The organism is Sediminibacter sp. Hel_I_10 (assembly GCF_000688335.1).
GTDB lineage: Bacteria > Bacteroidota > Bacteroidia > Flavobacteriales > Flavobacteriaceae > Psychroserpens.
Genome location: NZ_JHZX01000001.1, coordinates 586,021 through 607,480 on the forward strand (window position 1 = coordinate 586,021; position 21,460 = coordinate 607,480).

Annotated in this window: 15 protein-coding genes; 9 read left to right on the plus strand and 6 right to left on the minus strand. The window is 39.4% G+C overall.

Annotated elements, in window-relative coordinates; all coding sequences use genetic code 11:
* Window positions 1–75: 75 nt before the first annotated feature.
* Genes P176_RS0102595 through P176_RS0102615 form a run of 5 tightly spaced genes read right to left on the minus strand, consistent with a single transcriptional unit; the run spans window position 76 to window position 6,254 of the window.
* Window positions 76–1,065 (minus strand): SDR family oxidoreductase, encoded by a 990-nt coding sequence (locus P176_RS0102595; protein ID WP_026753233.1) that lies wholly within the window; start codon window positions 1,063–1,065, stop codon window positions 76–78.
* A complete protein-coding gene (locus P176_RS0102600; RefSeq protein WP_026753234.1) occupies window positions 1,065–2,354 on the minus strand; it encodes a nucleotide sugar dehydrogenase in 1,290 nt (429 codons plus the stop codon). Before P176_RS0102600 ends, P176_RS0102595 begins: the two co-directional genes overlap by 1 nt.
* Window positions 2,355–2,359: 5 nt before the next feature.
* Window positions 2,360–2,950, minus strand: coding sequence for a sugar transferase (locus P176_RS0102605; RefSeq protein WP_026753235.1), 591 nt, complete (start codon window positions 2,948–2,950; stop codon window positions 2,360–2,362).
* An 8-nt stretch (window positions 2,951–2,958) separates the two neighbouring features.
* On the minus strand, window positions 2,959–5,448 hold the full coding sequence (locus P176_RS0102610; protein ID WP_026753236.1) for a polysaccharide biosynthesis tyrosine autokinase: 2,490 nt from the start codon (window positions 5,446–5,448) through the stop codon (window positions 2,959–2,961).
* 11 nt (window positions 5,449–5,459) lie between these two features.
* Window positions 5,460–6,254, minus strand: a complete 795-nt coding sequence (locus tag P176_RS0102615) for a polysaccharide biosynthesis/export family protein (RefSeq protein ID WP_026753237.1) — start codon at window positions 6,252–6,254, stop codon at window positions 5,460–5,462.
* A gap of 466 nt (window positions 6,255–6,720) precedes the next feature.
* Between P176_RS0102615 and P176_RS0102620 the strand changes: the two genes are divergently transcribed.
* From P176_RS0102620 to P176_RS0102665, 9 genes are all read left to right on the plus strand, one after another.
* Window positions 6,721–8,589 carry an ABC-F family ATP-binding cassette domain-containing protein gene (locus P176_RS0102620; protein WP_026753238.1) on the plus strand — a complete coding sequence of 623 codons (1,869 nt, stop codon included), beginning with the start codon at window positions 6,721–6,723 and terminating at the stop codon, window positions 8,587–8,589.
* A gap of 52 nt (window positions 8,590–8,641) precedes the next feature.
* Window positions 8,642–9,412 (plus strand): O-methyltransferase, encoded by a 771-nt coding sequence (locus P176_RS0102625; protein ID WP_026753239.1) that lies wholly within the window; start codon window positions 8,642–8,644, stop codon window positions 9,410–9,412.
* A gap of 89 nt (window positions 9,413–9,501) precedes the next feature.
* Window positions 9,502–10,185, plus strand: coding sequence for an ABC transporter ATP-binding protein (locus P176_RS0102630; protein ID WP_026753240.1), 684 nt, complete (start codon window positions 9,502–9,504; stop codon window positions 10,183–10,185).
* A 329-nt stretch (window positions 10,186–10,514) separates the two neighbouring features.
* Window positions 10,515–11,090: a cob(I)yrinic acid a,c-diamide adenosyltransferase gene (locus tag P176_RS0102640; protein ID WP_026753241.1), complete on the plus strand. Its 576-nt coding sequence runs from the start codon at window positions 10,515–10,517 to the stop codon at window positions 11,088–11,090.
* A 148-nt stretch (window positions 11,091–11,238) separates the two neighbouring features.
* Complete coding sequence (locus P176_RS0102645) at window positions 11,239–11,460, plus strand: DUF2795 domain-containing protein (RefSeq protein ID WP_010177336.1); 222 nt, start codon at window positions 11,239–11,241, stop codon at window positions 11,458–11,460.
* Between the two features lie 356 nt (window positions 11,461–11,816).
* Window positions 11,817–15,173 (plus strand): preprotein translocase subunit SecA, encoded by a 3,357-nt coding sequence (gene secA, locus P176_RS0102650; protein ID WP_026753242.1) that lies wholly within the window; start codon window positions 11,817–11,819, stop codon window positions 15,171–15,173.
* Window positions 15,174–15,517: 344 nt separating this feature from the next.
* Window positions 15,518–16,480, plus strand: coding sequence for an SMP-30/gluconolactonase/LRE family protein (locus P176_RS0102655; RefSeq protein ID WP_051605379.1), 963 nt, complete (start codon window positions 15,518–15,520; stop codon window positions 16,478–16,480).
* A gap of 66 nt (window positions 16,481–16,546) precedes the next feature.
* Window positions 16,547–17,443 (plus strand): FecR family protein, encoded by an 897-nt coding sequence (locus P176_RS0102660; RefSeq protein WP_026753244.1) that lies wholly within the window; start codon window positions 16,547–16,549, stop codon window positions 17,441–17,443.
* A complete protein-coding gene (locus P176_RS0102665) occupies window positions 17,436–19,745 on the plus strand; it encodes a FecR domain-containing protein (RefSeq protein WP_026753245.1) in 2,310 nt (769 codons plus the stop codon). Before P176_RS0102660 ends, P176_RS0102665 begins: the two co-directional genes overlap by 8 nt.
* 39 nt (window positions 19,746–19,784) lie before the next feature.
* Here P176_RS0102665 and P176_RS0102670 read toward each other — a convergent pair whose 3' ends face one another.
* Entirely contained in the window at window positions 19,785–21,440 is a 1,656-nt protein-coding gene (locus P176_RS0102670) for a serine hydrolase (protein ID WP_026753246.1), read from the minus strand.
* Between the last annotated feature and the right edge of the window lie 20 nt (window positions 21,441–21,460).

Below are 21,460 nucleotides of genomic sequence, written 5' to 3' on the forward strand. Positions count from 1 at the left end.
CATCGACATACTCGATTTGATCAATTGCACTCTAATGATATTTTATGACACTTAAAAGTAGATGAACTTAGCAATTTAGCGCATATGCTCAATCCACCAATCCCAAGTGATTTTCAGTCCTTCTCCTACCGAATATTCGGGATCATACCCCAATAAACGTTGGGCTTTAGAAATATTGGCCAAAGAATCGCGAACATCGCCTTGACGTTCGGGACCATATTGGGCAGAAATCTTCTTGTTGGCGGCAGTGTTTAGAGAGGCCCATAGGCCATTAACACTAATGCGTTCTCCGCAAGCCACGTTAAACACCTCATTTTTGGCATCCTTAGATGCAAAAAATGCTTTGACATTGGCTTGAACCGCATTGGCAACGAATGTAAAATCACGAGTTTGCTCACCATCGCCATTGATTTGAGGAGAGGTGTCGTCTTTTAAAGCTTGCATAAACAAGGGAATCACTGCCGCATAAGCCCCTTCTGAGCTTTGGTTTGGGCCAAACACATTAAAATACCGCAACCCAATCACATCGGTATCATAGGTGCTACCGAAGACCTCAGCATAGAGTTCATTGACGTATTTGGTAACAGCATAAGGTGATAAGGGGCTACCAATGGTCTCTTCAACTTTAGGTAAATTTTTGCTATCGCCATAAGTAGAACTAGAGGCAGCATACACCATACGCTTCACGCTATCGCTATCCTTTAAGGCAATCAGCATATTTAAAAAGCCACTGATATTAACCGCATTAGTCGTTGCAGGATCATGAATAGAACGTGGCACCGAACCCAAAGCCGCTTGGTGAGACACATAATCCATCCCTTCCATCGCGCTTTTACAGGTTTCTAAATCGCGAATATCGCCTTCCACCAATTCAAAATTAGGCAGATCGCTAAAATCAGTCAGATTGTGCCGATGTCCGTTAGAAAAATCATCAAGCACACGTACTTTTTTAACGCCATGCTTTAATAAATAACGCACCAAGTTAGAACCGATAAAGCCTGCGCCACCGGTGACTAAAATTTGAAGTTTTGAAAGGTCGCAGTTGTGATAATTAGTGTTATACATTATAATCTGGCATCTGATAGGTGATAAGGCAATAAGGACTTGACGTCAAAGATAACCCCAATGTCCGACTTCAACGCTTGAAGGTCCATACTTAAAAATTCATTGTGAGCAACCGCTAGAACAATGGCATCATAATCAGATCGTAACTGTTTGGCTTCTGTAATAAGATCTAGCTTATATTCGTGCTGTACCTCTTCAGCAGATGCCCAAGGATCATAAACGTCCACATCGACATCGTAGGTTTTAAATTCTTCAATAATATCAATCACTCGAGAGTTTCTGATATCTGGACAGTTCTCTTTAAAAGTAATCCCTAATACCAATACACGCGCATCTTTAATACGCGCGCCTTTCTTAATCATCAGCTTGATGGTTTCGGTAGCCACGTAAGGCCCCATACTATCGTTTAATTTACGGCCTGCCAATATGATCTCAGGGTCATAGCCAGACTCAATGGCCTTTTGGGCTAAATAATAGGGATCTACCCCAATACAATGCCCGCCAACCAAACCTGGTGAGAACTTAATAAAGTTCCACTTAGTGCCCGCAGCTTCCAATACTGCTTTGGTATCAATATCTAACAATCTAAAGATTTTAGACAGCTCATTTACAAAAGCAATATTGATGTCGCGTTGGGAATTCTCAATCACTTTGGCTGCTTCGGCTACCTTTATAGACGCCGCCTTAAACGTACCTGCGGTGATAATGGATTGATACAATTGATCCACCTCTTCGGCAATCTCTGGCGTGGAGCCTGAGGTCACTTTAAGGATTTTAGTGACCGTATGAAATTTATCGCCTGGGTTGATGCGTTCTGGCGAATAGCCTGCAAAGAAATCGGTATTAAAGCTTAAGCCTGACTGTTCTTCTAAAATGGGCACACAAAGTTCTTCGGTAACACCTGGGTATACTGTAGATTCATAAATAACGATATTGCCTTGAGACAATACCCGCCCTACGGTTTCACTAGATTTGATAAGCGGCGTAAACACCGGTTTCTTTAGGGCATCTGTAGGTGTTGGCACCGTCACAATGTATATATCAGAATCGGCAATAGCCGCAACCTCATCAGAAACTAATAAACCATGTGCCGCTTCATGTGCCGTCACTAGAACCGATTTTAGGTCTTCCGAAGTAACTTCCAAGGTTTTATCGCGCCCCGCATTCAATTCGGTAACGCGTTGGCTATTGATATCAAACCCCACCACCTGGTATTTCTTGGCAAATTCTACGGCTAAGGGCAGCCCCACATAGCCTAAACCAATAATGGTGATTTTCTTGTGTTGCATATGGCTCATGATGCTTTTATGGATTTTATAATAAGTTTCAAATCTAAGGAAAAACTCCAATTCTGCACGTAGTGTTTATTGATTTCCACCTTATCTTTCCAAATTACCAAACGGTTATATAGCTCTGGGTCTTTTTGCTGAGATAACAACTTTTCCTCATGCCTGTATTTAAGTGTGGCCGGTCCCGTAATCCCAGGTTTGACCTTTAGAATGATACGATCTTCTCCTTCAAGCAGATCGGCAAACCCAAACAGATCGGGTCTCGGTCCCACAAAACTCATCTGCCCTAAGATAACGTTAAACAATTGCGGTAATTCATCCAGCTTATACCGCCGTATCAACCGCCCCAACGGCGTCGCCGCTTTCTCAAGATGCCCGAGCTGATGCACGTCATTATTAAGCGTTCTGATTTTATAAATTTGAAAGGGACGTCCAAATTGACCCACACGTTGTTGTACAAAAATCCCAAAGGCTTTAGTCTCTACTATAGATAAAATGATAAGCAGTACTATAGGAACTATCAAAACGGGCAGCAAGAATACGCTAAGTACGAGATCAAAGGCACGCTTGAAAACTAACTGTTTTGAAGTGATCATTTAAAAAGTTAAATCTGCTCTCTAAAGAAGCGTTTCAAACGCCTAAAGATGGATCGTTTTCCGTCACCCTCATGATAGGCGTTCCCATAGACCCCATAACCATAACCGTAACCATAGCCGTAGCCATAGCCATAGCCATAATTATGGTTGGTCTTGTGTTTGTAAAAGTTTAGAACAAAACTGATGTTTTTGACCTCACCAACACGGTGTTTTGCGTTAATTAAAGAGAGCATCCCCTTCTTGGTATAATCCAAACGTACCATAAAAATGGTAGCGTCTGCGTACTGGGTTAATTCCAGTGCATCGGTCACCAAGCCCAAAGGTGGGGTATCCAAAACAATCATGTCATAGGTTTGACGTAATTGAGTGATGAGTTCTTTTAATTGATCAGACATTAATAATTCTGAAGGATTTGGCGGTACAGGACCTGATGGAATTACATCGAGATTGGCTATTTGAGTATTGGTTCTAATCTCCTCCAAGCTGCTTTCCCCGATCAAATAATTGACCATTCCCAAATCATTAGTGATCTCAAAATCACCAAAGATTTTTGGTTTTCTTAAATCCAGACCCAATAAAATGGTTTTTTTACCGCTTAGGGCATATACTGTAGCAATATTAATAGAGGTAAAGGTCTTCCCTTCCCCACTCACCGAAGAGGTAATCATCAAAGTTTTACCGAGATTACCTTCCCCCTGTTTTTTATACAAAAACTGTAAACTAGATCGGATGGCCCTAAAAGACTCCGCCACGGCAGACTTTGGCTTTTCAAAAACCACTAGGTTGTTTTTGTAATTGTACTTTCCAATCAAACCTAGGATGGGAATGTTAGACAAACGTTCCACCTCGTCAGAACCATGAATGGTATTATCTAACAAAAACACCACAAAAATTAAGAACATGGGACTAAAAAAACCAATCATCAAAGCCATCATATAGTTCAAACTATGATTTGGTCCTATGCGACCACCCCCAATATCCTTAGCCTCATCAATAGAGGTAATATCCGAAACGTTTGCCGCCTTTACAATAGCCGCCTCACCACGTTTGGTAAGATAGACATTGTAAGCTTCTTGACTCATATTCAACTTCCGTTGAATCTTTAAATATTGTTGTTGATCTTCAGGAAGGTCATTGAGATCAGCCTCTAATCGGGCAATGGTTTTATTAAGCGAGTTTAAATTAAGACCAATAGTTTGCTTAGTGGTATTGATGGTTTCTAACAGCACATTTTTTTCAGCATCAATTTGGCGATCAATATCCTTAAAAATCAAATTTCCTTCTTGTACCGTATATTCCTTTGCCTGTCGTTCAGTAGCCAAAGCCTGTATTTTAGCAACGCTCGAGATGATATTATTTTCATCTATCCCTACAGATGTAGGTGCTGCAATTTTGGTGTAGTCGGTTTTGGTTCGAAGATAATTTTCTAGGAAATTAAGATAATTGAGTTTCATCTCCTCTTCTTCCTTTCGTACATCAAACCCTCTCAGCTTTTCGGTGATCATGGTCATTTCAGCAGTGACGTCAAACAGCTGGTTTTCCTTTCTAAAACTGTTCATTTCGTCCGTAACATCCTTTAAGTCATCGTTAACAGCATTTAAGCTACTGTCAATAAATTTAATGGTATTTGTAGCGTACAAGTTTTTACGCTCTAACTCTGTACTACTTAAAATCGCCGTGGTAGCATTTAGATAATCTACAATTTTGGATTTATTATTTCCAGACAAACTTAACTGCAGTACTGAGGATGCATTACCGGAAAAGGGATTGATAATCATCCCGTTTTGATATTGATTAACCACCGAATCAAAATTAAGAAATCTAAAAAAGTAGATATCTCCCTTTTTTGGAGATTTACCAATACGTGGTATAATCATCCCATTAAAAAAAGGCAGATTGATGGGCTCCCCGATGGAAAACGCTTGCCTAAACAAACCAAGAGGCACTTTTGCTGCAGCTTTTAACTTGTCACCATAACGTTGAGTTTGAATTCCCTCAGACTCAAACTCTACAAACAATTCGAAACGATCATTACTCAAGAACTCAATACCTATTGGTGTGCCCAGCATTTGACCTTTGCTATTGTCTAATTGCAGCTCAAAGGGGGCATTTTTATAGATGTCCTCTAGGCGGTATTTGCCTTCTCTTAAGTATTCCATATAATACTTTAAGGAGTCCATCACCAATTCATTATGGGTACGGGTTTTTACCGTCGTCATCACCTTGCCCGTTTTACCAGATACCCCACCCCAATTAAAGGAAATACTGGTATTTGCGGTAAAAAATGGATTTTGATCACTTTCTACATTAATCAGGGAGCTTAATCTGTAAACGCTCTGTTTTCTCACATTTATCAAATATGCAACAATGAGGGCCACACCAATGCATACCAAGACAAACTTCCAAAGATTTAAGACTTTGAAGAGATAGCCTCTAAAATCGAAGCTCGTTCCTCCTGGTTCGGCCTGATCATGATCTTGATGTTCAAATTCTGACATAACTCTTTTAACTATAAACGGTCGATTAGCAAAATGGTAGTTCCCAAGAAACTTAGAATAGTAACTGCAGTTCTAAACGTATCGATACCAGTAATCCCTGTACCATAGGTTTTTTCTTTTAAAGGCATTACATAAATCATATCATTGGGCTGGATGTAATAATAGGGGGATTGCATGACGTTAATATCGGTTAAATCCAACATATGAATTTGTTGTCCTTGGGGATACTGCCTAATAATCTTGACCTGCTTCCGATCTCCCGTAACGGGGATCTCTCCTACATTGGCGATGGCTTGAAAGATATTCACCCGGTCTTGAAATAAAACCTGACTCCCAGGACTGCCCACTTCACCCATAGCCGTGTAACGTAAACCCGCCAATTTAACGGTGATAAAGATATTGGCCGTTTCCTTAAACTGCTCTTCTAAAAGCTTGGCTTTAATCCTTTTTTCTATAGCCTCAGTAGTAAATCCCAACACATTCAACTCCCCAAGTTCAGGGATTCTTATCATACCATGCAAATCAACCGTAAAACCGTCAAAATAAGCCCTTTCAGCAGCACTTGCGCTCAAATTACCCTCACCTATAGGATTAAAAATAGTCACATCATCTTGATCCAAGACTTTGATTCTAATATTGAGAATATCATTAATTTGTACACGGTAGGGCTTTGGCTGCTCTACCATAACTTGTAAAGAATCTGTTGTCGTGTTTTTTTCTTGAAGATAGACAATGTCTTTGTGGGGAATACAGGAGGTTGATATCATACACAATATCAATCCTATAATCAGTAAAATTCTATTCATGCCAAAGTCGCTTGTTGCGTCACAAATATAGGTGTTCGCCCTTAATATTAAAACTAAAGGGCATTTTTTTGAAATCATAACCATAAATAGATTTGATGCATTACCATCCTTATTAAAGATCCGTCTTCAGTTTTGAATACAACCTCCGCCTTGCCAGTATCCCATAGTTAGCATTCAACTTTAGCTATTGCTCTACTCACAATTGACAAGGCCAAGTCTCGCCATTCAAATCCATGCATTTAGATGAACTTAAAACGCACCGCGTCCATATTATCTAATCTCTAATACCCAGAAAACACGCCTCTCATGGAACAGGTCTTGATACTGAATACTTAATACTCAGTTCTTGATTCTAAGTACTAGTTTCTTTGTTCTTTGTTCCAAATACTTTTAAACCCATTCGCTCTTCTATGGAAAAAAATACCCATCAACCAAATAATATCGTTTTCTTTGCAAAAAAATTGCTTTGAACTACGTCAACGTCGAAAACATCTCAAAATCTTATGGAGAGCTAGAACTCTTTCAAGATCTTTCCTTTAGCATCCACAAAGATGATAAGATTGCTTTTGTTGCAAAAAATGGCAGCGGAAAAACCTCAATCCTAAACATACTCTCTGGAGATGACACCCCAGATACGGGACAGATCGTTATGCGTAACGGCCTTCGCGTCTCCTTTTTGTCACAATCACCAGAGTTCAACCCCGAGTTAACTATTGAGCAAGCCATTTTTGATGGTGATATGCCCATTCTTAAGATCATTGAGAGCTATGAAAAAGCACTCCTTAATCCTGAGGATACCGAAAATTACCAAAAGGCCTTTGAACTTATGGACCTGCACAATGCTTGGGAATTTGAAGTGCGCTTCAAGCAAATTCTCTTTCAGTTGCAATTGGAACACCTCGATCAAAAGATCAAGACCATGTCTGGCGGACAAATAAAACGCCTCGCTCTGGCCCAAGCACTCATTAGCAATCCCGACCTCTTGGTACTTGATGAACCTACCAACCACTTAGATCTCGAAATGATTGAGTGGCTAGAGCAATACTTCGCCAAGTCGCAATTCACATTATTTATGGTAACACACGACCGTTATTTTTTAGAGCGCGTGTGCAACGAAATTATAGAATTAGACCAAGGCCAACTTTATACCTATAAAGGCAATTACTCTTACTATCTGGAACAAAAAGAGAGCCGAATTTCCCAAGAACAGGTAGAGACGGGTAAAGCCAAACAACTCTTTAAAAAAGAGCTGGACTGGATGCGTCGCCAACCAAAGGCGCGTACCACCAAGTCAAAGTCTCGTATTGATGACTTTACAGACATTAAAAAACGGGCACACCAACGCCGAAAGGATCATACCATTCAGCTAGAAATCAATATGGAACGTTTGGGCAGTAAAACTGTGGAGTTTCATAATGTCTCTAAATCCTTTAAAGATAAAGTGATCTTAGATGGCTTTAATTACAACTTTAAGCGTGGCGAACGGATCGGTATCATTGGAAAAAACGGCACCGGAAAATCCACCTTCCTCAATATGTTAACCAATAGCATGGAACCTGATGGCGGCAAGATCGTACTCGGAGAAACAGTAAAGTTTGGTTATTATACCCAAGGGGGCATCAAGGTGAAGCCACAACAAAAGGTGATTGATGTGATCAAAGCTTATGGTGAATTCATTCCATTGGCCAAAGGCCGACAAATTAGTGCCAAGCAACTTTTGGAACGTTTTTTATTTGACGGAAAAAAGCAGCATGACTTTGTAGAAAAATTGAGTGGAGGTGAACAAAAGCGTTTGTACCTCTGTACCGTCTTGATTCAAAACCCTAACTTTTTGATTTTAGATGAGCCTACAAACGATTTAGACATCATTACCTTAAACATTCTGGAGGATTTTCTTTTAGACTTCCCAGGTTGTTTATTAGTGGTATCACACGATCGTTATTTCATGGATAAAATTGTAGATCACCTATTCGTTTTCAAAGGAGATGGTGAAGTACAGGATTTCCCCGGAAATTACTCCGACTATAGGGATTATGCGGCAGATTTACCTTCGGAAACTGAAACAAACCAGACCGAGACGTCTTCAACCGAAAGCCAAGAACAAAAAAACCAAGCCGAAAAATTATCTTATAACGAACAAAAGGAATACAAAAATCTTGAAAGCAAAATCAGGTCTTTAGAACTGGATAAAAAAGCCATGGAGGCCAAGTTTACAGATGCTTCATTGTCTCAAGACCAAATCAATGCGCTTTCCCAAAAACTGCAAGTTATTATTGACGACATTGCAGAGAAGGAAGCACGCTGGTTTGAACTCGCAGAAAAGTTGGGCTTATAAACCCATATAGAATGTCGCTATTACCGTTCTTTAAGGCATGTAAAACCAAAACGTGTACCAGATCATTCAATACATAAAATTCTTGCGCGCTGCCACCAATCAACATGGGGTGCACTCCCCTTTTGTGTATAATTTGGTCACCAAGTGCTTTTATGACCGTAAAAGACACAAGGCTTATCCACAACTCAAGGCTTATAGAGCGGCATTGTTACAAACAAAGACCAGCATAGACATTACAGACTTTGGTTCTGGTTCCAAAGTCTTCAAGTCTTCTAAAAGGTCCATTTCCAAAATGGCAAAAACGGCGGGAACGTCCTTAAAACGTGCCAAATTAGCCTATAGACTAGCTGGTTATTTTAAGCCTTCGGAAACTTTAGAGCTGGGCACCTCCTTAGGGATTGCAACTCATGCCCTAGCTTTAGGTCATGATACCAGTAAGGTCACCTCTGTTGAAGGCTGCCCACAAACACATGCCGTTGCCAAACAACAGCTTGACAACTTCCAAATTAAAAATGTGACGCTTATCAATGATACTTTTGAAACCAGCCTTCCGAAGTTAAAAGAAAAGCGCTTTGATCTTATGTTTATAGACGGACATCACAACGGTGCAGCAACCTTGCACTATTTTGAAGAGCTCCTCACAACCGCTCATAATGACAGCCTTTTTATTTTTGACGATATTTATTGGTCTAAAGACATGACCAATGCTTGGGAACGCATCAAAAACCATCCAAAGGTTAGCGTCACCTTAGATACGTTTTTTTGGGGTTTTGTTTTCTTCAGAAAAGAGCAAGCCAAAGAACATTTTAAAATTAGAGTGTAACAGATGGCGTCTTAAAGCGTCATATTCATTGGAAAAGGGTAACTTTACTTTCCATAAATCAGTAGCAGTTTAGACTTAAGCAAGGCAATATGGGCAACGTCATAGAAATTAGAAACATCATCCGTAATTTTCAACTCGGGCAAGAGACCGTGCACGTTTTAAAAGGGATAGACCTCGATATCAAGACCGGCGAATATGTGGCCATTATGGGACCTTCAGGCTCTGGAAAATCTACCTTGATGAACTTACTGGGCTGCTTAGACACCCCAACTTCTGGCTCTTATATTTTAAACGGTAAGGATGTGAGCCAAATGGGCGATGATGATTTGGCCGATATTAGAAATACCGATATTGGTTTTGTATTTCAAACCTTTAACCTCTTACCAAGAACTACCGCTTTAGACAACGTGGCCCTACCGATGGTCTATGCCGGAAAATCTAAAGCAGAACGGGTCAAACGCGCCCAAGAAGTGCTTACCGATGTGGGTCTTGCAGACCGTATGGACCATAAGCCCAACCAACTTTCTGGTGGCCAACGCCAGCGTGTTGCCGTAGGTAGAGCCTTAGTTAACAAACCGTCTATTATTTTGGCCGATGAGCCCACAGGAAATCTCGATTCTAAAACGGGCTTTGAAATCATGAACCTCTTTGATGAGATTCATAAAGCAGGCAACACCGTCATTATGGTGACACACGAAGAAGACATTGCCGCACATGCCAAGCGGGTCATTAGATTGCGAGATGGCATTATTGAAAGTGATACCTACAACTAATCCAAACGATCCTTCCTTACAGCATGCTCGTCATTTTTATCATTGCTTTTGTGATCATTACTTTTGTTATTGGTAGCACCAGAAACCCTAAAGACCGGGATCTGTTTAAAGAAGCTTACCGTAAAAAAAGAACAGACGCCGTTTTAAATAGGCTGGTTTAGAACATCTTTGCCATGATCTCTTACAATTCCTCGCTTACAATCATTCAGCTTCAAAAGCACTATTGCTAGAATCTCATCTTCTATTTTTGGCTTAAATCTGTAATGATTTCAAATACAAAATCAGAGATTCCTATTCTAAAATCTTCGGAAAACCCTTAAATTGCAGTCATGAAAATTTATACAAGAACAGGAGATAAAGGCACCACCGCTTTATTTGGTGGAACCCGTGTGCCTAAGCACCATATAAGAATTGAAAGTTACGGCACCGTAGATGAGCTCAACTCTCATCTGGGTTTGATTAGAGACCAAGAGATCAACGACCACCACAAACAGGTTTTGATGAATATTCAAAACAAATTATTTACTGTGGGCGCCATTCTTGCGACAGATCCTGAAAAGTCAACCCTTAAAAACGGTAAAGAACGGTTGAACATCCCTAAAATTTCCGAAGAAGATATTACCCAATTGGAAACTGAAATGGATGCCATGGATGCCAAACTTCCACAGATGACACATTTTGTATTGCCTGGCGGACATCAAACCGTGTCATTCTGTCACATCGCCCGCTGTGTCTGCAGACGTGCTGAACGTTTAGCAAGTGCTCTTAATGATCTTGAGCCATTTCAACCCGAAAGTTTAACCTATCTCAACCGACTTTCTGACTACCTCTTTGTGTTGGCACGAATGTTGACCCAAGAGTTAAACGCTGAAGAGGTAAAATGGATCCCTGAGAAGCAGGATTAAAATTGGCATTCTTTTATAGAATGACTTGAAATGAGACTCAAAAACAGCAAAAATCATAAGTTCTTTTAAATTATTGTGAATTAATTCGTTTTTTCCTTGACAGTTTCAAGTATAATTTTATTTTTGCAAAAAATTAAACACACAACACATGTATTGGACATTAGAACTGGCATCTTATTTAAGCGATGCACCTTGGCCGGCTACTAAAGACGAATTAATTGACTACGCTATTAGAACAGGTGCCCCTTTAGAGGTGGTTGAAAACTTGCAGGCGATAGAAGATGAAGGCGATTCTTACGATTCCATTGAGGAAATTTGGTCCGATTATCCAACAGATGAAGACTATCTGTGGAATGAAGATGAATATTAAACAACTTGACGATCAAGTTATTTTAAGCATACGTACAATCAAAAAGTCTCTTCTAGAGACTTTTTTTGTGCCTTTTTCTACGGAAATGGAACACAACATCAGCCCCGTTAGAAAAGGGTATTGGACTAATAATTATTAAGGAGAAACTATCGTAAAAAGACAACAACTATTATATTTGATCCCTAATTGCGTATAGCACTGAAGATGCCATCACAATAGCCAAAGTAACCTCATAACAACGGTTACACCGTATATAAAAAAAGGTATTGATAGATACCGCCAAATCATATTGGTATACAAGTATACCTTAGAAATAGATATAAAAACACGCCATTGGCGTCATAAACAACATAGTAATGAGCTTTTTAGATTCCGTATTAAAAGTATTTGTGGGAGACAAATCAAAACAGGACGTCAAGTCCATCTCTCCTATCGTAGAACAGGTTAAGTCTTTTGAAAAAGCTTTAGAGCAATTATCCCATGATGGATTAAGAGCCAAGACGAACGAATTCAAATCTAAAATAGCACAAGCACAACAGCCTCTTCAAGAGCGCATTGAAAAGTTAATGGTTGATGCTGAAGCTACTGAAGATATCGATGAGCGTGAAGAGTACTACATGGAAATTGACAAAATCCAAGACGAGATCTACACCACCACCGAAGAAGTGCTCAACGACATTCTACCAGAAGCCTTTGCTGTAGTTAAGGAAACCGCTAAGCGTTTTGTTAACAATACCGAAATCAGTGTTCAGGCCAATGAGTTTGATCGACTTATTTCCGGTGAAAAAACATATGTTACTTTAAATGATGAACAGGCCGTGTGGTCCAACTCTTGGGATGCTGCTGGTAAGCCCATCACTTGGGATATGATTCACTATGATGTGCAATTGATAGGTGGTGTGGCCATGCACCAAGGTAAAATTGCAGAGATGCACACAGGTGAAGGTAAAACCCTGGTAGCAACACTTCCTGTATATCTTAATGCACTTGCTGGTAAAGGTGTGCATTTGGTAACCGTAAATGATTATTTGGCGAAACGAGATAGCGCTTGGATGGCTCCTATCTTTGAGTTTCACGGGATGAGTGTCGATTGTATCGATTACCATAGACCCAATAGTGAAGCGCGTCGTAAAGCATATCGTGCCGATATTACTTATGGAACCAATAATGAATTTGGTTTTGATTATCTAAGAGATAATATGGCGCACTCGCCAGATGATTTGGTACAACGCCCACACAACTATGCCATCGTAGATGAGGTGGATTCTGTTTTGGTAGATGATGCCAGAACACCATTGATCATCTCTGGTCCTATTCCACAAGGTGATCGTCATGAGTTTACAGAACTCAAACCTAAAGTAGATGATATTGTTACGGTACAACGTAAATATTTAACTGGCGTTTTAGCCGAAGCCAAAAAATTAATCACAGAAGGTGATACCAAAGAAGGTGGATTTCTATTGTTGAGAGCGTATCGCGGAATCCCTAAGAATAAGGCCTTAATTAAATTCTTAAGTGAGGAAGGGGTTAAACAACTGCTTCAAAAGACCGAGAATTTTTACATGCAAGATAACAACCGCGAAATGCCTAAGGTAGATGCGGAATTGTACTATGTTATTGAAGAAAAAAACAACCAAGTAGAGTTAACAGATAAAGGTGTAGATTACCTATCTGGAAGTGATAACCCTGACTTTTTTGTAATGCCAGAAATTGGCATGGAAATCTCAAAAATTGAAAGTAAAAACCTTTCAAAAGAAGAGGAAGCTGCCGAAAAAGAAGATCTGTTTAGAGAATTCGGGATCAAATCTGAGCGTATCCATACTTTGAATCAATTATTGAAGGCTTATGCTTTGTTTGAAAAAGACATTCAATATGTGGTCATGGAAAACAAGGTGATGATTGTTGATGAGCAAACTGGTCGTATTATGGATGGTCGTCGTTACAGTGACGGACTTCACCAAGCTATTGAAGCCAAAGAAAATGTAAAAATTGAAGATGCCACCCAAACTTTTGCAACCGTTACACTTCAAAATTACTTTAGAATGTACCGTAAGTTGTCTGGTATGACGGGTACTGCTGTAACAGAAGCAGGTGAGTTTTGGGAAATCTATAAGTTGGATGTGGTTGAAATTCCTACCAACAAACCTATCTCTAGAGATGATAAGGAAGATTTGGTATATAAAACCAAACGTGAAAAATACAATGCCGTGATTGATGAAGTCACCAAACTTTCACAATCGGGTAGACCGGTATTAATTGGTACCACATCTGTAGAAATCTCAGAGCTGTTAGGGAAAATGCTTTCCATTAGAAAAGTACCCCACAACGTATTAAATGCAAAACAACATAAAAAAGAGGCTGAAATTGTTGATCAAGCCGGTAAGCCAGGACAAGTTACCATTGCAACCAATATGGCTGGTCGTGGTACAGATATTAAATTACCAAAAGAAGTTAAGGATGTTGGTGGTTTGGCCATTGTTGGTACAGAGCGTCATGATTCCCGTCGTGTAGACAGACAGTTGCGTGGTCGTGCTGGTCGTCAAGGAGATGTTGGTAGCTCTCAGTTTTACGTATCATTAGAAGATAATTTGATGCGTTTATTTGGTAGCGAGCGTATTGCCAAGATGATGGATAAAATGGGATTGAAGGAAGGTGAAGTGATTCAGCATTCCATGATTTCTAAATCTATTGAACGCGCTCAGAAAAAAGTAGAAGAAAATCAATTTGGTGTTCGTAAGCGTTTGCTAGAATATGATGATGTGATGAATGCGCAACGTGAGGTGGTTTACAAACGTCGCCGTCACGCATTACAAGGCGAACGTCTCCGTGTAGATTTGGCCAATATGATTTATGACACTTCAGAAGGCATCACAGAAACCAACAAAGGTGCAGGAGATTATAAGAACTTCGAATTTGAATTGATTCGTTACTTCTCTATGAGTTCTCCTATTTCCGAAGCAGAATTTAATAAAGGTTCTGTTCAAGATATTGCTGGTAAGGTTTACAAAGCTGCCTTTACGCACTATCGTGAGAAAATGCAACGCAATGCAGATTTGGCATTTCCTGTGATTGAGAATGTCTATTTGAACCAGCGCGATAAATTTAAGCGTATTGTAGTACCATTTACCGATGGCGTTAAAAACCTTCAAGTGGTTACAGACCTTGAAAAAGCTTATGAATCTAAGGGAACACAATTAATCAATGACTTTGAAAAGAACATCACTTTAGCCATTGTAGATGATGCCTGGAAAACCCATTTACGTAAAATGGACGAATTAAAGCAGTCGGTACAATTGGCTGTGCATGAGCAAAAAGACCCGTTATTAATCTATAAGTTTGAGGCTTTTGAGTTATTCAAGCAAATGATTGACGAGGTGAATAAGGACGTGATTTCTTTCTTGTTTAAAGGCGAATTACCTTCGGAAACACAAGATACCATTCAAGAAGCTAAAGCTAGAACACAAGAAAAACTAGAAACTCAAAAAGAGGAAATCCCAAATATGGATGAGCGTGCCGCTCAAAGCAGATCTGCTGGTGAAAGCGCACAACGTCGTCCAGAAACAGTGGAAACCATCGTTAGAGATAAGCCAAAAATAGGGCGTAATGACCGTGTCACGATTAAGCACGTCATGAGCGGCGAAAATAAGAGCGTTAAATTTAAACAAGCAGAACCCTTATTAGCCAAAGGCGAATGGGTGTTGGTTGAAGATTAAATGACATACGCGAGTTGAATATCATCTTTGGGACATAAATCCCGATATTAAAAAGTCCCGATAGTTTTTCTATCGGGACTTTTTGTTGCTGTTAAAGTAACGCGTACTAATTTTAATGGCTTCTCATAACTTAGAGATTATCAAATTTAAACTGTCCTAATAGCTCTAGATTTTTCAGCTTAATCTGAATACATACTTTAGTTCTTTTTTAGAGGAATACATTTCTAAGAATAGTAAATTTGTACTTCACAATGGTCCGTAAGATCCTGGCAGCGCATTTTGATATCAGGCGATTGCATCTTAAAGACCATATATACTTTTTTTTAATAAGTCAGATCTACATTATGAAACCACTACTCTACTCTATAATCACTATCTTAAGTATGACCCATAGCATGACAGGACAATCACAGATAGACACCAAACACTATGACGCCACACTAGAACTGGAGGCAAACGCCTTACTAGGCGAAGGTGCCATTTGGAATTATGAAACCGAAGTCTTGTATTGGGTAGACATCGAAGGTAAATCCTTAAACCTCTACGATCCAGAGACCAAATCGAATCGTAGCCTCCCGACGCCATCTACCATTGGAACGGTTGTGCCTTCCGAAGAAAAAAATAAAGCGGTCGTCGCACTTCAAGACGGGATCTACACGATGGATACCAACACTGGAGGGCTTGAACTCTTGTCTGACGTAGAGCGAGACATTCCTGCAAATCGTTTTAACGATGGCAAATGCGATCCTTCAGGTCGTTTTTGGGTAGGTTCTATGGCATTTAGTCAAAACATGCATGAAGCCAATCTTTATATGATAGATGAAAAAGGACATGCCGCACTTAAGAAAGATAGTGTCACCATTTCAAATGGTATTGTTTGGACCAAGGATAAAAAAACAATGTATTATATTGATACGCCAACCGCCGAAATTAAAGCTTACGATTATAACGATGCAAATGGTGCCATATCTAATGAACGTGTTGTAGTAAAAGTTGACAGTGCTTTAGGCTATCCTGATGGCATGACGATTGACAGCAACGATAACCTTTGGGTTGGGATGTGGAATGGTAACGCCGTAATTCAATTTGATCCTAAAACCGGGAAGGTACTTTCTAAGGTAAACGTTCCTGCGCATAATGTGACCTCTTGCGCTTTTGGCGGAGCACATTTAAAAACGCTTTATATCACCACCTCCAGTCTTGACATGACTGAAGAAGAACAAAACACATATCCAAAAGCAGGCTCAGTTTTCAAGGTGGATCTTGACGTTAGTGGGCTTAAAAGCAACTTCTACAAAGCCAAATAATCTAAAAATAATTAGCCTTAGGTAGGAATAAGTAGTTATAAGCTGTTCTATGCATGAATTAAAGTTATGACAAGAGAACAACTTATAGAAAAATGGTTGGATTACGACCTCAACGCACATGAGCTTGAAGCTTTCAAACAGCTTGAAGATTATGACGCGTTGCTGCAAATGAATGAAGCCCTTCAAGGCTTTAAAGCAGGAGCGTTCGATCATGATTTGGCCTATAAAACCATCTCCCAGCGTATCGCATCTAAACCTAAGAAAACAACATGGGTATCGGTACTATCAAAAATAGCTGCCGTCCTCCTTATGTGTTTTGGTCTTTACTATTTTATGCAAGACCTAAGTCTCAGCACCAATGAAACACTAGTGGCTCAACAAGAAACCGTTATTTTGCCCGACGCCTCTTCTGTTCAATTAAACGCCATGTCTAGCTTGACGTTCCAAGAACAAGATTGGGACAATCACCGAGTACTTAAACTCAACGGCGAAGCTTATTTTAAAGTCGCTAAAGGTTCTAAATTTGAAGTACAAACCCAACTGGGAACGGTTACGGTTTTAGGAACACAGTTTAACGTAAAACAACGCGGCGATCTTTTTGAAGTGGTTTGTTTTGAAGGTAAGGTTGCTGTGGTTTCTGAAAAGAAAGAACAAATTTTACTACCAGGTGATACCTTCTTGATTCGTGACGGTAATTATGTGAGCACCGACAAAGAACGTTTTAAACAACCGTCTTGGTTAAATCACGCCAGCACCTTTAAGAGTGTGCCTTACAAAGAAGTCATTGAAGAGTTTGAAAGACAGTATGACGTTAAGATTCAATTAAACCAAATTAATACCAACCAGCTTTTTACTGGAAGTTTCACACATAATGATATTGGAATTGCTTTAAAATCCATTACTTTACCATTACAATTAAAGTATGTAAAAAAAGACAAGACCATTATATTAACGGGTGTGTAAACAAATAATCACTTTACTTTTTATCAGTATCATTGGAGGCTTTTTTTGGGGCTTAAACGCCCAAAATACTGCCAACACTAATGCGCCGCTTTCGGACGTATTGGACGTGTTAGAAAAACGCTACGAGATTACATTTTCTTACGTTGATCTTACTATAGCTAACAAGACCATGAGTTTTCCAGATGAAAACTTGTCGCTAGCGGAAGTGATTTCACTCTTGAGTACCTCCACAAATTTAGATTTCATTGTTGTTGACAACACCAATATTGTCATCTCAAAAAGACGCAATCCACTTAGTGATTTCATTACCCAAAAACTGGAAGAAGTGGTCATTACCAATTATTTGACCCAAGGTATTTCTAAGAAGAGTGACGGAAAAATCGTTATCAATACCGAAGATTCTAAACTTCTGCCAGGGCTCATTGAACCTGACATCTTACAAACCATTCAAGCGCTCCCTGGGATCTTAAGCGTTGATGAACGTATTTCTAACATCAATGTTCGCGGTGGTACCCACGATCAAAATTTAATTCTGTGGGAAGGCATCAAGATGTATCAATCTGGACATTTCTTTGGTTTGGTATCTGCGTTCAACCCCTACTTAACTAAAGATATTAACGTTTCCAAAAACGGAACAAGTGTCAAATATGGCGATGGCGTTTCTAGCGTTATTGACATTAGACAATCCAATACCCTAGATCAAGATTTTAAAGCTGGGGCAGGGTTCAATCTGATTCATGCCGATGGTTTCGCTAAATTACCGCTTAATAAAGAAAGTGAACTTCAGGTTTCGGCAAGACGGTCTATTACAGATTTGGTGCTAACGCCTACATATGACCAATATCTGCAACGTGTATTTCAAGATTCCGACTTTTCTAACACTCAAAACAATGCCGTGGTCTCCAATAATGAGCGCTTTTATTTTTATGACATCGCCCTTAAGTTTTTATATGATATTTCAGACAAAGACCAACTACGGATTAACTTCTCAACCATTAACAACAGCTTAGATTATGATCAAAAGCTAAACAGCGACGCTGCTATGCCACTTAAAAATACGCTTAACCAGAATAACTTGGCAACTGGCATTACCTATCTTAAATATTGGAACAATAAATTAACTACGACCGCCCAACTCTATTTGAGCAATTATGATTTAAAGGCGAGTAACTTCAACCTCATCAACGAACAGCAACTACAACAAGACAATGCCGTTAACGATGTTGGCATTAAAATTAATGCAACCAATCATATTGACAATAACTTAAAATTGCACGGCGGCTACCAGTTTAGCGAGATTAGCATTGAAAATGCTGAAATTGTTGACCAACTCAATTTTACAAGCTTCACCAAAGAAATCAATAGATCTCATGCCTTTTATGGTGAAGCAGAATTTACCTCATTAAATAGAGACACCTATGCCCGCATTGGTTTACGAACCAACTATATTGAAAAATTTTCTGAAATCTTTACCGAGCCTCGAATTTCAGTAAGTCATAAACTGAGCAATGATTTTAGATTAGAATTTCTAGCGGAATTTAAAAGTCAAACCACATCTCAAGTGATCGATTTCCAAAATGATTTTTTAGGCATTGAAAAGCGACGTTGGATGCTGTCTAATGATGAGGATATTCCCATCATTAAAAGCAAACAAGGTGCTGTAGGCATTCATTACAATAAAAACAAGCTCTTGATTAGCTTAGAGGCTTTTGTAAAATCTGTTGAGAACATTACCGCACAGAGTCAAGGCTTTCAAAACCAGTTTCAATTTGAGAATGCCATAGGCGCTTATGAAACCAAAGGGATTGATTTCTTAATTAACAAACAGTTTCAACAATTGAGCACCTGGTTAAGTTATTCTTTTTCAAATAACGACTATCGGTTTGCCGATTTAAATGAGGGACAAACCTTCCCTAACAATCTTGACATTAGACATGCCCTGACCTTTGCCACAACCTATTCTATGGAAGCTATCGATTTTGCATTCGGTCTCAATTGGAGAAGCGGCAAACCGGCTACAAACCCAACGACCAACCAAAATACCACTAACAATACTATTGAGTATGAGGCCCCAAATAGCAGCCGGCTTAACGATTATATTAGAGCAGACCTCTCGGTATCTTACCAACTAAAAGTAAGCACTAAGACCAAGGCTTCTGTAGCCGCGTCTATATGGAATGTGTTTGACAGACGAAATGTAATCAATAGGTATTTTGTAGAAGACGAGAACAATTTGCTTATTGCCATAGAAAACCTGTCACTTGGCATTACGCCTAACGTAAGTTTTAGACTTAGCTTTTGACAGGTATTTCAATTGGCATTAGGCTGACATTAGTTTCCTCTAGTTTATTTTCTTCCCCGTCAGTTCTTGTCCTCCTTGAAAAAGGGTCAAACTTTCAATTTCGTTTGCTTCATTTCTGTTGAAGACGATTTCCGCAGGAACTACCTTTAAAAAGAATTTATCTTGTTCTGATGCATAAATCTCAATTTCTGATTGTCCGGTAGCGGTGGTATAGACCTTAGCATCCCTCACCTCAATTTTTATATGAAAGGTGGGCATCAACTCGTAAGTACCTACATAATCCTCTAAAACATCTTCTGATAAATCAATTGAAACCTGCTCAGCAGGAGCCGCTTTTTCAATACCTTGCCCTGTAATGGTATTACCGTTGGCCGTGAATTTTGCCATACGCTTCCCGTTTTCCATGTAGAAATCATAAGCGATAGTACCTTCTTCAAAGATGAAATGTGTCTCGGTCATAGGATAAATTTTCATATTAGTACTGCCTTCTCGTTGACTATACAGTTGTTGATCTTTTAAAGTGATGTGGCGAATAACCCCTTCATCAAACGCATAGGCGCCCACCCATTTTTCTAATTCTGCTGGCTCTAACGCAATAGCATCCTCAATTTTTGGAAAGGGTTTCCCGATAGCCATAGCGGCAATATTGGTTGTGAAACCACCAACATTTCCACAGTCGCAATTGGTAAGTCCAATCACATACACCTGTTCATCTGGCAGAAATATACCGTTTGAGCTATATCCAAAAATACCACCAGAGTGTTCTACCGTTTTAGAGCCATTAATACTACCAGTAGTCCAGCCATAACCATAGTCTATGGTGTCCCCATTGGAAAGTTGAGAGCCATTAATTGCCTTTTCTAAACTGCTTCTTTTGATAAGCGTATTTGCAGAAATTGCGTTTTGCCATTTTAAAAGATCTTCTGTGGTAGACATGATAGAGCCAGCAGCATAAGGCAGCGTTAAACTGAGGTAAGCGGCATTAGCATAGCCGTTTTCGGTTTCAGAATATCCGCTGGCACGATTGGAAATAATAGCAGACATACTGCCGTAATAGGAATTGCTCATTCCCAACCTGTCAAAAATATTGGATTTTATAAATTCAGCATAGGTTTTACCAGAAACGACCTCTATAATATGACCCAATAAAATATAACCGGAGTTATTATAATTAAAGGCAGTGCCTGGATCAAAATCCATGGGCTCATTTTTAAACACATCGATAAGCTCTGTTGGGGTCATGTCTTTTCGTGCATTTGAAATGAAACTAGGCATATTTGTATAACTCTTGATGCCCGAAGTATGATTTAATAAGTGATGAATGGTAATGACCTTACCTTTTGTAGGATAATCTGGAATGTATGTTGTGATCTCATCAGATGTTTTCAGTTTTCCTTGTTCTTCTAACATCAAAATACACACCGCTGTAAACTGTTTGGTGATAGAGCCAATTTCAAAAACATGCTTAGGCTCTGCTTTAACCTCCAATTCAAGGTTAGCCATACCAAAGCCTTTATTATAAATAGCCTTACCATCTTTAGCAACCAAAATACTCATGCCTGGCATTTCAGAATTGAAGTTGGCGTTGAGATAGTTGTCAATCTCTTGGCTTAGATCTTGTGATTGTGCATTTACCTTCAAAAAGCAGAACGTCAAAAAAACGACGAGGGATACATACAATGGTTTGGTTTTCATATAAAATGGTTTTAATGCCT